This is a genomic window from Lentimicrobiaceae bacterium (genome assembly GCA_028697555.1).
In the GTDB taxonomy this organism is placed as follows: Bacteria; Bacteroidota; Bacteroidia; order Bacteroidales; family UBA4417; genus UBA4417.
The window spans coordinates 26,506-43,363 of sequence record JAQVEX010000018.1; the positions used below are offsets into that span (position 1 = coordinate 26,506).

11 protein-coding genes and 1 other RNA gene are annotated in these 16,858 nt (G+C 36.3%); 9 read left to right on the forward strand and 3 right to left on the reverse strand.

The window, feature by feature from the left end; all coding sequences use genetic code 11:
- The first annotated feature begins 401 nt into the window (after positions 1–401).
- Genes PHP31_04160 through PHP31_04170 form a run of 3 tightly spaced genes read left to right on the forward strand, consistent with a single transcriptional unit; the run spans position 402 to position 4,316 of the window.
- A complete protein-coding gene (locus PHP31_04160) occupies positions 402–1,262 on the forward strand; it encodes a PASTA domain-containing protein (GenBank protein MDD3738468.1) in 861 nt (286 codons plus the stop codon).
- Between the two features lies 1 nt (position 1,263).
- Positions 1,264–3,243 (forward strand): T9SS type A sorting domain-containing protein, encoded by a 1,980-nt coding sequence (locus PHP31_04165; protein MDD3738469.1) that lies wholly within the window; start codon positions 1,264–1,266, stop codon positions 3,241–3,243.
- Between the two features lie 26 nt (positions 3,244–3,269).
- Positions 3,270–4,316, forward strand: a complete 1,047-nt coding sequence (locus PHP31_04170) for an RluA family pseudouridine synthase (protein ID MDD3738470.1) — start codon at positions 3,270–3,272, stop codon at positions 4,314–4,316.
- Position 4,317: 1 nt separating this feature from the next.
- On the opposite strand, the gene rnpB is transcribed toward PHP31_04170, so the two are convergent.
- An RNA gene (rnpB, locus tag PHP31_04175) (RNase P RNA component class A) lies at positions 4,318–4,697 on the reverse strand.
- A gap of 78 nt (positions 4,698–4,775) precedes the next feature.
- Positions 4,776–7,178 carry an AmmeMemoRadiSam system radical SAM enzyme gene (gene amrS / locus PHP31_04180; protein MDD3738471.1) on the reverse strand — a complete coding sequence of 801 codons (2,403 nt, stop codon included), beginning with the start codon at positions 7,176–7,178 and terminating at the stop codon, positions 4,776–4,778.
- A gap of 579 nt (positions 7,179–7,757) precedes the next feature.
- On the opposite strand from amrS, the gene PHP31_04185 reads away from it, so the two are divergent.
- From PHP31_04185 to PHP31_04195, 3 genes are read left to right on the forward strand one after another with little or no spacing between them, the layout of a single operon-like run.
- Entirely contained in the window at positions 7,758–8,897 is a 1,140-nt protein-coding gene (locus tag PHP31_04185) for an acyl-CoA dehydrogenase (protein MDD3738472.1), read from the forward strand.
- Positions 8,898–8,917: 20 nt separating this feature from the next.
- Positions 8,918–9,700 carry an electron transfer flavoprotein subunit beta/FixA family protein gene (locus PHP31_04190; protein MDD3738473.1) on the forward strand — a complete coding sequence of 261 codons (783 nt, stop codon included), beginning with the start codon at positions 8,918–8,920 and terminating at the stop codon, positions 9,698–9,700.
- A gap of 29 nt (positions 9,701–9,729) precedes the next feature.
- A complete protein-coding gene (locus PHP31_04195) occupies positions 9,730–10,737 on the forward strand; it encodes an electron transfer flavoprotein subunit alpha/FixB family protein (GenBank protein ID MDD3738474.1) in 1,008 nt (335 codons plus the stop codon).
- A gap of 149 nt (positions 10,738–10,886) precedes the next feature.
- Here the strand turns inward: PHP31_04195 and PHP31_04200 are convergent, their stop codons facing one another.
- On the reverse strand, positions 10,887–12,062 hold the full coding sequence (locus PHP31_04200) for a hypothetical protein (GenBank protein MDD3738475.1): 1,176 nt from the start codon (positions 12,060–12,062) through the stop codon (positions 10,887–10,889).
- A gap of 218 nt (positions 12,063–12,280) precedes the next feature.
- On the opposite strand from PHP31_04200, the gene PHP31_04205 reads away from it, so the two are divergent.
- From PHP31_04205 to PHP31_04215, 3 genes are all read left to right on the forward strand, one after another.
- Entirely contained in the window at positions 12,281–15,445 is a 3,165-nt protein-coding gene (locus PHP31_04205) for a triple tyrosine motif-containing protein (protein MDD3738476.1), read from the forward strand.
- Between the two features lie 129 nt (positions 15,446–15,574).
- The gene (locus PHP31_04210; GenBank protein ID MDD3738477.1) at positions 15,575–16,216 is read left to right on the forward strand and encodes a response regulator transcription factor; all 642 of its coding nucleotides are present in this window, start codon (positions 15,575–15,577) and stop codon (positions 16,214–16,216) included.
- 333 nt (positions 16,217–16,549) lie between these two features.
- Positions 16,550–16,858: secretion protein (locus tag PHP31_04215; GenBank protein ID MDD3738478.1), on the forward strand; the 309-nt coding region annotated here is incomplete at its 3' end.

The following is a 16,858-nucleotide window of genomic DNA, read 5'->3' on the forward strand; positions in this document are numbered from 1 at the left end:
CTCCCGAATTCTCTGAACAAGCTATTCACCATACACCATACACCATACACCATACACCATTCACCAATTTCCGACTACAAAAGTAAAAAAGAATTAGGATATTACTAAGTGTTATTAAAAAAACTTATTGCTATTGGCTACGCCTCCCAATTCGTATGCTTTTGTAGAGTCTGTGTATCAAAAATTAGCTTTAAAGGTTTTAATCTGTTTTGCTTTAATTCAAAGACATAAATAGCCTTTAGCCAAAAGCTTAAAGCAAAAATGAAAAATCCGAAAAATATTATACTTTTGCAGTAAATTAAAAGTTTGCAACAATAAATTAACTATGCTACAGTTATTTAAATGTAACAAAACATCTATTTTTTGTTATCATTTATAACACGCTGTAATAACTTATTTGTATGAAGTTTAGAGAGTTTATACTTAAAAAGTCATTTTATAGAGAATTGTTATTTTCTGTAATAATAATAATTGTTCTGGCAATAATATTTATGTTTTTGTCGGGCTTATACACAAGGCATAATGCATCGGTAATTACACCTGATTTAACAGGCTTAACTATGGACGAAATTAATTTGATAAGCAATATCGACGATTTTAACATTTGTGTAATCGACTCCGTGTTCGACGATGACAACAGACCCGGAAGTGTTATTTCGCAAGACCCTTTGCCTTTAACAAAAGTAAAACCAAACCGCAACGTTTATGTTATTTTGGTTTCACATCAGCCCGAAAAAGTTTTACTGCCCGAGCTTCGCGATTTATCTCTCAGACACAGTCTTTCGCTACTAGAAACTTACGGTTTGCAAGTGGGCAACATTAAATACGTTCCCGATATTGCCGAAAACGCCGTTTTAGATTATTTCATAGACGGTGTTAGGATAAAAGGCAATGAAATTATCCTCAAAAAATCTGTAATTGATTTGGTTGTCGGTAAGTCAATGACAGGCATTAACGAATATTTACCTTTTATGATAGGAATGTCGAGACATGATGCCATAGAATATCTAAAACAAAACGGATATTATAATGTAAGCGAAATTTTTGATGGCACTTCCGATTCTACCAATGCTGTGGTTTATAGTCAAATGCCGGAATTTGCACCAAATATGAAAATTACAAGCGATGTTAATATTATTCTTACATACAAATCGAGCAAAGATTTAAACTTTGAAGAATATATTGAAGAAATGAAAGTCAAATACAATTATTTTGATACCGAAACACCTGAAAATACAGGCATTAATAACGAACCTTATTAAAATGAATCGCAAAATATTAATAATCATAATACTTACATTATTCGTTGGAACCTTATATTCGCAGGAAATAATAAGCTTTCCGGGGAATTTGGTTAAAACAAAGGAGCAATCCGATGATAATCGTAGGTCAAAAAATTCAAACTACGTCAAGCTACCTTTTTACGACGATTTTTCAAGAATAACCGGAGCCCCAAATAAAGACCTATGGGAAGATGACGATGCATACATCAACACTGATTATGCAAAATTTCCGCCTACTATTGGAGTTGCAACCTTAGACGCTGTCGATGCAAGCGGCGCTTTACATCCGGGTGCAGGCACATTTCCGTTTCGTGCCGACGAATTAACTTCAAATCCTATACGTTTAGATTCTGTATTCCTAGGAACAAACAAACCTATTACAATCGCCGATTCGGTTTACTTAAGTTTTTACTATCAGCCTCAAGGAAATGGTTTAATGCCGGCACTTAAAGATTCGCTAATACTTGAATTTCATTCTCCGGGTACATACGATACAATTTTTGAACAAAACGACACTATTATAAGTAAAGCGTGGGATTACGTTTGGTCGTCTGCAGGCGGAGTTACTGCCGATAATTTTGCTATTTCGGAGTATAGATATTTCCGACAAGTTATGATACCCATTGTTGATAGTGCAAAATACTTCAAAAAAGGATTTCAATTTCGTTTCAGAAATATTGCAAGTCTCGCCGACAACTTTTTACCTGATTGGCGTAGCAACTGCGACCACTGGAATATTGATGTGGTTTGGCTCAACGTGGGCAGAAATATAAATGATACATTAGTCAAGGATGTTGCCTTTGCCGATAAGGCTCCTTCTATGCTCAAAAACTATAATGCAATGCCTTACGCCCAGTACAATGCTAATTTCTTGAACGAAATGAAAGACACATTGACTATCCGCATTGCCAATTTGGATAATCAGCCCCGAAACCTTACCTACCACTATCTTATGAGAAAAGATAGCAGACCTTACGATTCGGTGTATGGTGGAGGAAGCTATTACATTATGCCCTATAATTCAAACGGTTATAGTCAGTATAGACCTTTTGCACGTCCGCCCGTTGCTAGATTTTTCCCGTTGGGAACAAATCAAACTACGGTGTTTAAAGTGTGTCATGTAATCTCCAACGATCCAAATCCTTTGTTTAATCACAACGATACAATAATTTTTGACCAAATATTTAGTAATTATTACGCTTACGACGATGGCACAGCAGAAGCCGGTTTCGGTCTTAATAACGTAGCCGGAGCTTATGCCGTTAGGTTTAACTTAAATGTAAAAGATACGCTTCATGGTATTCAAATATACTTTAATCAGGTGGTGGGACAAACCAACCAAAAAAACATTGACCTTATAGTTTTGAACGATGTCAACGGCAGACCCGGAAATATTATTAAAACCATGCCACATGTAAAGCCTATATATAGCAGCAACATTAATCAGTTTGTAACGTACTGGTTCGACAAGCCTATAATTATTTCAGCCGAACAGTTTCCCGGACTTATATTTTACATAGGCTGGCGACAATATTCCAACGACAACCTAAATGTTGGCTTCGACAGATACAACGATTCTCACCAACACAGATATTACAATATATCCGGAATTTGGGAAGAAGCTAATCCTTCGCTATATGGCTCGCTGATGATGCGACCTGTTGTTGGATACAGAAATCCTTTGTCAAAGCCTGTAAATGCAGATAAAGTCAATAATTTAACGGTATCTCCCAATCCATCTGATGGAAATGTACAAATACAAATTCCCGAAGTATGGAAAACATTAGAAGCATCGGATATTATATGTCAGTTGTTTTCTTCGGAAGGAAAAAAATTATGGCAAGGTTATTATCAAAATAAATTCGACTTTTCGTTCCTAAAAAGTGGTATTTATTTCATCAATGTAACTAACCTGAAAAATAATCAAAAGGCGTTTGGAAAAATTGTTATTGTTAGATAGTTTTTGTTCAGTATCTTAAGTTTGATATGGAAGACAATAATTTAGATGAATTATACGAAGATTCGCAATCGGAAGCCGAATTGTACGAGCATCATAATATTATAGTCGATAAGGGTCAAACGCTCATCCGAATTGATAAATATTTAACGGGAAGGTTGCAAAACACTTCCCGCAACAAGATACAGCAAGCTGCACAAGCCGGCAATATACTTGTAAACGGTAAAAGTGTTAAGTCTAACTATCGCGTTCATCCGAAAGACGAAATCTCAATTGTATTGTCATTTCCGCCTCGCGATAAGGAAATTATTCCCGAAAATATACCTTTAAATATAGTTTACGAAGATGACGACCTGATTGTTGTAAATAAAGAAGCCGGAATGGTTGTGCACCCCGCCTACGGAAATTTTACGGGCACTTTGGTAAATGCTTTGGCTTATTATTTAGACGTAAAAAACTCCGACGACGATAGGATTTTCCTTGTACATCGTATAGATAAAGATACTTCGGGTTTGCTTTTAGTTGCCAAAAACGAAGAAGCTCAAACAATATTAGCCGGAAATTTCTTCAATCATAAGGTTGACAGAAAATATACTGCATTAGTTTGGGGAAATGTTGAAAATGACGAAGGCACGATTGAAGGAAATATCGGCAGAAATCTGAAAAACCGTTTAATAATGGATGTATTTCCTGATGGCGAGTACGGCAAGGAAGCAATAACACACTACCGCGTGCTGAAACGCTTTTATTACGTTACTTTGGTAGAATGTGTTTTAGAAACGGGCAGAACTCACCAAATAAGGGCTCACATGAAATACTTGGGTCATCCTTTGTTTAACGACGAGCGTTATGGTGGCGACAAAATTTTGAAAGGCACTACCTTCAGTAAATATCGACAATTTGTCCAAAACAGTTTTAATATTTGTCCGAGACAAGCCCTACATGCCACGACTTTAGCGTTTACACATCCGAAGACAAAAAAGCAAATGCACTTTACCTCCGATTTACCGCAAGATATGACCGAACTTGTAGATAAATGGGATAATTATACAAAGTACAACCTCAACAATAATTAAAAAAAACGGCAATTCTATAAGCGGGGTTCTGTCATTTTTGTGTTTACAAAAAGTTCTATCATTTATCTAGGACTAACGTCGCCGTTAGCCTCAATCGACCTACCCTCCAACATCAGACGAGCAGCCTTTACTCAAAAAATTGAGACGTTGGTTTATTTGGTCTTTCAACTCATAAGGTTTACCCTCGACCTGTATCACTACCTGCCGACGTGGTCTCTTACACCGCGATTGCACCCTTACCAATTTCTTGGCGGTATATTTTCTGTGGCACTTGCTGTTTGCGCACTCGGTACGCAACCTTCCCGTTAGGAAGTATGATGCTCTGCGTTGCCCCGACTTTCCTCGTTTCAAAAAATGAACCGCGATAGAACGAATTGCCGTGCTGCAAAGGTAATAATTTGCTGTAATTTATTATTGTTTTGAGAATAAAGATGTTAAAACATATTATAAGCCGACATCTCACCAAACCCCATTTATTTCCTCATTACATTTTGGGCATTTGCCTGTAAAGCCATTGGTTTCAGTGTGGTAGTTGTTTCTTTTTATTAAAGTTTTTCCGCAGTTCGGACAAAGTGTGTTTCCTTCTTCGTTGTGGACATTTCCAAGGTAAACGTATTTCATTCCCTTTGATTTAGCAATTTGTGCAGCTTGTTCAACTGTTTTTACAGGCGTAGCCGGTACATTTTGCATTTTGTAAGCTGGGAAAAAGCGACTGAAATGTAATGGCGTTTCAGAAAACCCATTATCGACCAACCACTCACACATTTCACTTATCATTTTCATATCGTCGGTGTGATTTGGAATTATTAAATTTGTTATTTCCAACCAAATACCATTATCTCGTAAAATCTTCAAATTGTTTAAAATGGGTTCTAATCTTGCACTTGTAATTTCTCTATAGATTGAGTCATTAAAAGCTTTTAGGTCGATATTGGCTGCATCTAAATATGGAATAAGTTCTTTTAAGGGTTCGGGATTTATGAATCCGTTTGAAATTATAATGTTTTTTATTCCTGCTTTTTTAGCAAGTTTGGCTGTTTCTAACACAAATTCATAAAAAATCGTAGGCTCGGTGTAAGTATATGCAATTGATTCGGATTTGTTATTTATTGCAGAGGCAACGATTTGCTCAGGTGTAGCGCGGATATATCTTACCTGCGTAGGACTGCTTTGCGATATTTCCGAGTTCTGACAGTTTTTACAATTCAAATTGCAACCTGCTGTTCCTATTGAGAAACTAGTAGAACCTGGCAAGAAGTGATACAAAGGCTTTTTCTCAATTGGGTCGATGTGTACGGCTACCATGTTCCCGTAACTTAAGCTGACTAATTCGCCGTTGACGTTTTGCCTTGCTTTACAACGTCCCATTTTGCCTTCACTAAGTACACATCCGTGCGGACACAAAGTGCATTGAACTAATCCATCATCTAATTTTTGGTAGTACATAGCCTGATTTTTACTCTTTTTTGCAAAATCTTTTTCCGAAAAAACTATAGCCTCGTAAGTGTAAATATCGGCATCTTTCCAGCCTGTGTAGCCTATTCCGGCTTTATCGCGGGCACAATGTCCCAAAAATTCTTCCAAACTCCAACCTGTAGAAGTTGCAACCTGCGGTAAAAACGTGCCTGAACGACCGTTTTTCACAATATAAATACCATGTTTACCAAGCTCAATTTCATCAACAGATTTGATTTTTTTAAACGGCGTTAAAACAGAGATTTCTATTTCAACCTCATCTAATTCTTTTGCAGAAATAGGAGAAAAACGATAGTCCTCGGTTGCGGCAGCGACAGCCATTTCTGCAACAACTTCGTAAAGCGGTATATTGGGTTCAAACCTACCAATACAACCTCGCAAATTTGAATTTTTATTGAAAGTTACAAAAGCACCGCATTTTTCGTTCAAGTTTGCAGAAAACTTAGTGCCTGATAAATCTAATCTTCTGTTTTCTTTAATCCTTGCTTCGGCACTCGCTCTAGCTATTCGTAATAGTTCAATTTTATCTTCATCGCTTAAAGAAAAACCCGACTCGTTATTTTCGGTAACTGAAATTGCCCAATAGCCAACTACCCTATCGTTGCTGCCATAAGGCGAATCGCCGGAGTTTTGGTACTGAATTTTGTTGTATGAATATTTTCCGTCTGTCAAATACATCAATGCCAAAACGGAATTTACAGCACAGCAACCTGTTGAAAGGTTTTTAATATTGGTTTTTGTATTTGTAATTTTTATTAACTCGTCTGGATTACCGGTAACTATGGCGTTTGCTGTCTGCAAGTCTATATCAACGGCATCGTCATAATCGGGGTAATGAGAAAAATCGGTAGAGACTACAAAAATGTTTTCTTCATTCCAATAAGGTTTTAGTACATCTGCAATCGTTTTGGCGTTTTCAGCACCGTCAAAACCCATGACAATAGGCACAATTTGAAAATCGTTTTTCAAATGATATTGCAAAAACGGCAATTGTACCTCAATGCTATGTTCAGTTTTATGAGCTTCGGCGACGTACGAGAAAATCCTGTTGTTCTTAATCAGTTCATTGCAGATTTCAGTATTAACCTTCACTTCGCCTATTGATGTTTCGTAATTGCCAATATTATATACCGACGCACCTTTAAAGTACGTTGTGTGGCTCGACGCGATTATGAAAACGTTTTTATACTGCTGGTTCGGATTTATTTGATTAATAGCCGAAGCTGCGACTTCGCCACTAAAAACATAGCCAGCATGTGGCGATATTACTGCTCTTGCATCTTGTTGTCGATTTTTTGCACTTGCAAAAAGAGTTTGCAAATCTTTGGTTAATTGTTCTTTGGTACCGGCATAAAATTGACCGGCAACGGCTGCTTTACGATTCATAATTGTTGAGTTTTTTGTGTTTTGCGAAAAACAGTTTGTCGTAAGGAAAAACAAAGACAAACAAAGAAAACAATAAGTAATTAATTTTTGCTTATTCATTTTAACTTGGTTTTTTTACAAATGTAGTAAAAAAAACTGATGTTGGTTGAAATATAAAATCTGTTTTTAAAAGAAATTAAATAATAGTTTGTTCAGAACTAAGAAAATATTTCTACTACTACTCTACAAATACACATTTTTCTAAACATTCTTTTTGATAAAAAGCATATTAAATTCCTCCTCAAAATTGTAATTAATTGAATCAGTTTTACTTAGAAAACACTTATCAAAAAACCACAGCTATACAATATTCAGCACAGAAATTTATTTTTGATTTTTGTTTGTTTTAGAGATTTTAAGGTGTAGTTTTGCACCCGATTTTGATGCGATAGTTGGCTAAAATGTCCAATTTGTCAATATTCAAAAGATAGTGCGAGTCACTTTTCAGATTTTGAACTGTGGGGTCGTATTTTTTTATTTTAATGTATAAGAAAAAAGAAAAGATAAGTTTTTAAAAATTTTAAAATTACAATTCATGCTATGGACTTTAATTTAACAAAAACTGAAAAGTTATTTCTGCAAATGATACACGAGTTTGCCGAAAAAGAGGTTAAGCCGTTGGCTGCCGAAATTGATGAGCAGGAACGATTTCCTATTGAGACGGTAAAAAAAATGGCAGAAATAGGTTTGATGGGCATTCCCGTGCCAAAAGAATACGGCGGTGCTGGTGGTACAAATTTAGTATACTCAATGGCTGTTGAGGAACTTTCGCGCGTTTGTGCAACAACAGGTGTAATTCTTTCGGCTCACACATCGTTGTGTGTTGCTCCAATTCTTGAGAACGGCACCGACGAACAAAAACAAAAATATTTGCCTAAGCTATGCAGTGGCGAATGGATTGGCGCTTTTGGTTTGACAGAACCGAATGCAGGCACCGACGCATCGGCACAACAAACAACGGCTGTTGAAGACGGTGATGATTACGTGCTAAACGGCAACAAGATTTTTATTACCAATGCCGGATATGCTCATGTGTTTATCGTTTTTGCAATGACCGATAAATCACAAGGAACTAGAGGCATTTCGGCATTTATAGTTGAAGCTGGTACCGAAGGGTTTACGATTGGTCGTGAGGAACACAAATTAGGTATTAGGGGCTCGTCAACTTGTGAGCTTATATTCGACAATTGCAGAATTCCGAAAAGCAATTTGCTTGGCAGATTGAACAGAGGTTTTGGTCTTGCTATGAGAACTCTTGATGGTGGACGCATTGGTATTGCTGCTCAAGCTCTTGGCATTGCTCAAGGTGCAATAGATGAGACAGTTAAATACACTAACGAGAGAAAACAGTTTGGAAATCCTATTTCCGCTTTCCAAAATACCAGGTTTCAGATGGCTGACCTTTACACAAAAGTTCAGGCTTCGAGGTTGCTTGTTCGTTCGGCTGCTTTCAAAAAGGATAGTGGAGTTCCTTATTCAGTTGACGCCGCTATGGCAAAACTTTTTGCTTCCGAAACTGCAATGGAAGTTGCTAACAAAGCTATACAATTTCACGGCGGATACGGATATACACGTGAATATCCCGTTGAAAGAATGTTGCGTGATGCAAAAATTACCGAAATTTACGAGGGAACTTCAGAAGTTCAACGTATGGTTATTTCTGCAAACCTTTTTAAATAATTATTTTAATTTTTTTGACCATGAATATAGTTGTTTGCATAAAACAGGTGCCCGACACCAACGAAATAAAGATAAATCCCGAAACAGGAACACTAATTAGAGAAGGTGTTCCAAGTATTATGAACCCCGACGATAAGAGCGGCTTGGAGCTCGCATTGCAACTGAAAGACAAGCACGGTGCTCATGTTACAGTTCTATCAATGGGACCGACTCAAGCCGACTTTATGCTGCGCGAAGCATTAGCAATGGGAGCCGACCGTGCAATTTTATTATCGGACAGAAAATTTGCCGGAGCAGATACTTTAGCTACTTCAAATGCATTGGCTGCTGCACTGAGAAAAATTGGCTTCGACCTTGTAATAGCCGGTCGTCAAGCTATTGACGGCGACACAGCACAAGTTGGTCCGCAAATTGCCGAACTACTTGATTTACCACAAGTATCGTATGTTGCCGATTGTAAACTCAATAGCGACCGTTCAGTTAATATCAAAAAAATGAATGAAACAGGCTATCAAATCCTGAAAGCACAATTGCCTTGTCTTCTTACAGTACTCTCTACAGGATTTAAACCCAGATATATGAGAGTAAGCGGAATAATGGAAGCCTATGATAGAGAAGTTGAACTATGGACAGCCGATCAAATTGACGTTAGCGTTGAAAAACTCGGACTAAAAGGTTCGCCTACCAAAGTTGCTAAATCATTCGCTAAAAGCGTTAAACAAGCCGGCGAACAGTTTGAAGTTGACTCTGAACAAGCTGTGGCTATTATCATTAGCCGACTTAAAGAAAAGTTTATTATTTAATCAACAAAGCACTCAAAAAGTAATTAAAAATGAATAATCAAGATTATAAAAATGTTTTTGTTTTCGTAGAACAGCGAGAAGGAAAAGTTTCGAAAGTTGGACTTGAGTTGCTTGGTAAAGCTACTCAACTTGCCACCGCATTAGAACAAAAAGTTGTTGCTATGCTTGCAGGACACAATGTAAAAGAGAATGCACAAAACCTGATTGAGCACGGTGCAGATGTGGTTTTAGTTGCCGACCATCCATACTTGGAACAATATCTGACCGAACAATATACACAAGCAATAGGACAAATGATTATTAAACACAAACCTAACATTGTTCTATTTGGAGCAACAACAATAGGAAGAGACCTTGCTCCGCGCCTTTCGGCACGCCTTGAAACAGGTCTTACAGCCGATTGTACAAAACTTGAAATTGGCGACAATAACGATTTTCTTATGACTCGTCCGGCTTTTGGCGGAAACCTAATGGCAACAATAGTTTGCCCTAACCATCGACCGCAAATGTCGACAGTACGACCTGGCGTTATGGTTAAAAATGCTGCCGATAAATCAAGAAAAGGCGAAATAATCGATTTCAACGTCGATTTTGATAGCTCCAAATTTAAAGTTGAGATTATTGAAAGCGTTACCGAAACAAAAAACAAGATAGATATTGCAGATGCAAAAGTCCTTGTTTCGGGCGGACGTGGTATTGGTTGCTACGAAGGCTACGACAAACTTGCCGAACTTGCAAAACTATTGAAAGCCGAAGTATCTGCTTCGCGTGCCCTTGTTGATGCAGGTATTGCAACTCAAGACAGACAGGTTGGTCAGACTGGTAAGACAGTTAGACCCGATTTGTACTTTGCTTTCGGAATATCGGGAGCAATTCAGCACCTTGCGGGAATGGAAGAATCGGATTTTATTATAGCTGTAAATAAAGATAAATCAGCTCCTATTTTTAACGTTGCCGATTTAGGCATAGTTGGCGATTTGTGTGAAATAATTCCACTATTAACACAACGCCTAGCCGACGAACTTTCTGATAAGTAGATTGAAAATTTAATCAAAATTCTTTTGCAAACTTACCGTGAGCGGAGCAATTTCGTTTGCGGTAAGTTTTTTGTTTTTATAAAATATAAATATGATTGACTATTGTATGGGAAACTAATACTCAAATGCTTTCAATAAGCGTGTGCTACTTACCTCCTCATTTTATTATATTTCAATTCTCGTAAGTAATCGTTTCTTAATGTGCCACCTACACCACCTATTATAAACTGAATTGTTATAGGATTTCCGGTAAAATCAATAACTTTATTCATGGAGTAGTCAACAATATTGTATTTAGTTCTTAATCCTAAATAAAATGAATTAGTTATGTAATATCTGTATCCTATTCCCATGTTAAGGTTATATGTTAATACAGAAACTCCTTTAATATCTTCATCTTTATCTACATCCAGTACATCAAAACCATCAAGTGCTATTCCTCCTGTTAGCTGCATTTCATGTCCATTTCTTGAGAAAAGGTCTCTTCCTACATCAAATCCTACATATGCTCCAAAAAAATAATTTGTGCTTATTATCGAATCACCAAATTGTTTTATTCTTGCTTCATAGTAATTTGGCGATTTTACAGGTCTAATAGTCAAAGTAAAATCATAATTCATTTTTTTATGTTTTGCTCCCATCTGAAAACCTATTTCAGGATGCAAACCCAACTTTTTCAATTTTCCGGTTGGAATCCATACGCCCGTAATCCACGACAGGTGAAATTCAGCCATGTTGACATATTTATTCACGATGTTTTCATACTCAGTTGTCAGACGATTTTCGCCATAAATGCCACTTTGAATTTTTGGAAATATAGTATCATAATTTTCACCATAAAATTCAGTCAATAAATATTCAATTTGCTCAGTTTGATAGTTTTTCATTAAACTTTTTGATAATTCTTGGGTGTATTTATCAAATTCTTGTCCGGGTGGCGTATAACCGTAATAAGGTTCGGAATAATCGTAATAATAACTGTTTGAATATTTAATCATATCCATACGTTTCTGATAATTTAATATGTTACTGAGCGTTCCTATATTTAATAGCGAATCGTGGTATTGGTTTTGTTTTAAAGCCAACAAAATTTTTGCTCTATATATAGGCTCTCTCATGCCACATTTGCTTTCCCAATATTGCAACAAATAATTTGCAGAATCGAGTTTGTTTTCTTTCATGTACTTTACAAAATACAATCCGCTATTGTACGAGATATCGGAACAAGTTACCGACCTTTGTTGTATTAGTATATTACCAAAATCCTGTCCGAACAATAAACCCGATAAAAAAATCACTACAGTGAATAATCCTATTTTTTTCATATGCTTATGTGTTATTATATTACTTTAAAAAGTATAATTAGCTTAAATCTCTTTCAAAAATACTAAATTTTTAAATTTAAAACACTTGTATAGTTTTTTTATTGGAAATTAATAATATCTGTAAAAGTTATTATATTTGCATAAGTTTTTGGTAAACAACGTGTTTGTTTATGAAGATATGCTTATTCTAACATCCTGACAAGCAAATAAAACAAATTATGTGTTGCAAGCACAATATTAAGAAATTTAAGCTAAACGAGATAAGACGACATCTTTTCCGCCTAATAACGATATTGACTTCGTTTCTTCTTTTAATTAATTTAGGCATTTTTGCACAAATTCCCACCCTACCTCTAAAACCACATGCTGAAGAATACGTTTTTAACGAAATAAAACTACCCGGCGACGAACCTATTCGCGATATTTTAGCTCTTTTGCAAGACAAGCGCGGGTTTGTGTGGATGGCAGGCAACCACGGACTAATGCGATACGACGGACACGATTTTAAAATCTTCTACAATATACCCGGCGACAATAATTCTATTATTGATACCGATTTGCTATCGCTTTATCTGCTAGGCGACACGATATTATGTATAGGCGGTAAACACGGAATTTCATTGATGGATATTCGCACCGAAAAGATTACCAATTTGGCACACGACCAAGACGGAAATACTGTTGAATGGGTTAATGATTTTTATCCCGATGAAGATGGAATAATTTGGATAGGGGCTCTTAACGGACTTTATAGCTTGAAACCGGATTTATCGGGTATCATCAATCATTATCTTGATATACCACCAATAGTAACCGATGGAGACCCTGCTTTTGCCAAAAGAGTGTACTGCATAGCTCAACATAGCATTGATAAAAATAGACTAATGCTGGGAATCGGAAGTGGTTTATTGAGTTTCGATAAAAAACTAAACTCAATACATAAAGTATATCCAAATTCGGAAATTAAGTTTTGGCGTTCTCAATCCAGTATTCATAAATTCGTACAAGAAGGAAATTATTTGTGGTGTATGCGTTGGATTTCGGGAATACCGCGTTTTGATATGAAAACTGATACTTGGAAAAACTTTGGTTATCCAAAAAAAGACGATTGCCTAGAAACCACTGAAGGCGTTTGGGCTATTAGTGATTTAATGTTGAAAAATGAAAATGAAATATGGGTATGCGACGTGGATAGGGGTCTTCGTATTTTTAATAAAGATAAACAAATATTATCCCCCCTCGAACAAGAACAGACGTACAATGTTCTAAATAACTTTGCTCTTAAAATGTTTAAACTTAAAGATGGTGCACTTTGGTTAAGTAACAAAGATGGACTTTGGCGACAAAACCTGAGAGCAAAACAATTTGAAGCCCTTGATGTTCCTTTCCCTCATACTTGGGTTTCGGCAACTCTACACGATGAAGAAACTAATGAATACTATTTTGGATTATCATGGGAAAGCTATGGACTGCCTTGTTGGAATAGCTCGACACAAAAATGGACTTATTACCGACCCGAGACAAACAAAAATGAGATGTTCAACACCTACGATATTTTCAAGGACAGTTACGGAATTATTTGGGTGGCAACCGCACAACGTGGGCTTTGGTACATTGATAAACAAAGTAAGACATTGAAACAATTTTCTTTACCAGACACAAACTATAAACATTTTTGGAACAACACTGTTTATAAAGTTTTTGAAGACAGCCAAAATAACCTGTGGCTTGGATCAGGCAAAAATGGCGTAGCTCGTTTAAATCCGGAACGAACAAAAGCTGATTATTTTATAAATGATGCCAATGATACCTCCTCGTTAAGTGGAAGTACTCATTTCAGAGCTATAGAAGAAGACCAGTACGGACGTATTTGGATAGGAAGTCGAACAGGTTTTTGCACATTCGATCCTGAAACAGAAACTTTTTCTCGCGAAATTCCTTTAAAACTACAAAAAAAAGGCATCAGGGACGGCTACACATATTCAATTGTAAAAGACACTACGAATACTATGTGGCTTACTGTAGAAAGTCAGGGATTGATAAAAATTGAAGAAAAAACTAAAAATAAATTCAACTTTAAAATATACCAAACAAACGACGGACTTAAAGACCTTACCGTGTATTACATGACAGCCGACAAGCAAGGAGGTTTGTGGATTGTCAACAACGGTTTACTTTACCTAAATCCGTACAACAATTCATTTATGCTCACGGATGTGCGGAACGGATTGCAGAAAAATTTAAGCGGAGATAGCAAAATTATAGTTGACCGTCATGGAAACGTTTTCTGTGGTGCACAAGTTGGCATAAGATGGCTTAACGAAGCTGAAAAATATTCACAATCAAGCGTATCTAATTTAATAATTGAAAACATAAGTATTAATAGCCAACCAATTCTTGATTGGAATCCTCATAGCCAAAAAGGCTCTCCGCTCATTGTTAATTACAATAAAAACAATTTCACCTTCGGTTACACGGCAATTTGTTTCGAAGACTACAGCCAAGTGCGATATCGTTATAGATTAGAAGGACTGGAAAATGATTGGAACACACCCACCAATATTTTGGAAGCTCGTTACACCAATTTAAAACCCGGGAAATATCGTTTCGTGTTAGATGTGTCATACAAAGGTGTTTGGTTAGGATATAATCAAAGTGTAGAGTTTAAGATAAAACAAGCTTTTTGGAAAACTTGGTGGTTTATATTAATTTTTACAATTGTAGTAATAGCAATTATTTATTCACTATATTCAAACCGTAAACGACACAAAGAAAAACAAATGCAAATTCGCTCACGAATAGCATCTGATTTGCACGACGACGTTGGCTCAACGCTGAGCAGTATATCTATTATGAGCGATTTGTTGCAATCGAGGTTAGACGATAGTCCTAATTCTGAAGAGATGCTACGCAAAATCGGAAAAAATGCGCGAGACATGTTAGAATCGATGGACGATATTATATGGTCGGTAAATCCGCAAAACGATAGCTTTCACAACATTATAGTTCGTATAAGAGAATATGCCTTACCGCTTTTTGAGCCCTTAGACGTCAGATTTTCCATCATTGTTCCCGATAATATTGCCTCTTTAAAAATTCCTATGGATATGCGTCGAAACATATTTTTAATTGCAAAAGAAGCATTAAATAATACAGCTAAATATTCGAAATGTACAGAGGTAGAAATCGAATTTACATACTATTATTCAGTTTTAAAAATGACAATATTTGACAATGGAAAAGGCTTTGACGTGTCGAAAGATTACGCACGAAATGGATTGCGTAACATGAAATATCGTGGTGAAAAAGTAGGAGGAAAAGTTTCCGTTAGCTCAAACATTGGTAAAGGTACCATTGTAACTTTTACAGCAAAAGTAGAGTAATAAACGTAACTAATGATTTATAGATTATTTACAAAACCATATATTTATATTATTGACAGATGTTGTTATTAAGTGTAAAATTGCAAATTGATAAATAATTAGCATTCCTAAACTTGCAGATCAAAAAAAATGAATTTAGAAATCAAAGTTTCCATTTACGAAGACAATGACGCTCTGCGTGAAAGCCTTTCTTTTTTAGTAAAAGGTTCGGGGTTGCTGCGATTTGTGGGAGCCTACCCCGATTGTCGAAATATTCTTGAAAATTGCAAACAAGAAATGCCTGACGTTATTCTTATGGACATAGATATGCCCTACCTTTCCGGCATTGATGCTACCCGATTGGTAAAGGACAAATATCCGGACATCAACGTAATGATGTTGACAGTAATTGAAGACCGCGACAAAATTTTTGATGCGTTGCGTGCGGGAGCCACAGGCTACCTGCTGAAAAAGGCTTCGGCTGTACAGATAATTGAATCTGTTGCCGAATTAGCTAATGGAGGATCACCTATGTCGAGCGAAATAGCACGCAAGGTTCTGCAATTTTTTACATCGCCTAATAATAAAATAGAAAACGATTATACCATTTCGACTCGTGAACTTGATGTACTGAAACGCTTGGTTGCCGGCGACAGCTACAAAATGATTGCCGACCATTGCTGTATCTCCATTGGCACAGTTTATAGTCATATAAATAGCATTTATCGCAAATTAGCAGTTAATTCCAAATCCGAAGCCGTTGTCAAGGCAATTAAGGAAAGATTAGTTTAAATAGTTTTGAGTTAGGAACAAAGAAACTCATAACTCGAAATATCCCAAAACTTCGAGACAAAACGAAAAAACATCTCGCAAAAACCATATGTTTATATTATTGACTTGCTGTTTGTTTTCTATTAATTTTGCGGTGTAAAAGTTAATTAAAGAGGCATTGGACAATGAAAACAGTAAAAAAACTTTTTTGCATCGGCTTTTGGTGTATAAATATTTCTGTAGATAATCCGTACAGGACTATATACCAGTAATATGTTTTTTACAACAATCATTGTGTTTCCGAAACAATTCTAAAAATAATTTAAACATAACAAACACTTAAAAATCAAAAAAATGAAAACAAAATTTTACTTATTATTAATCGCCATATTTGCATTAAACATTTCTGTTAAAGCGCAAAATATTGGCGGACAAGACATCGTTATTTCAGAAATGGACTACTACTATTGGGCGTATTCCAAAGTTTCAATTGCAGACAACGGATGGATATACATTTTGGTGGACAAAAAACATGCATATGAAAGCAAATTGGAGTTGCACCGCTCAAAAGACAATGGTGTAACCTACCAAAGGCTAAAAGAATGGCAGCACATCGGTGGCACTTGGGAGTACACAGATGCCGACCTTGTAGTTACGGGCAAC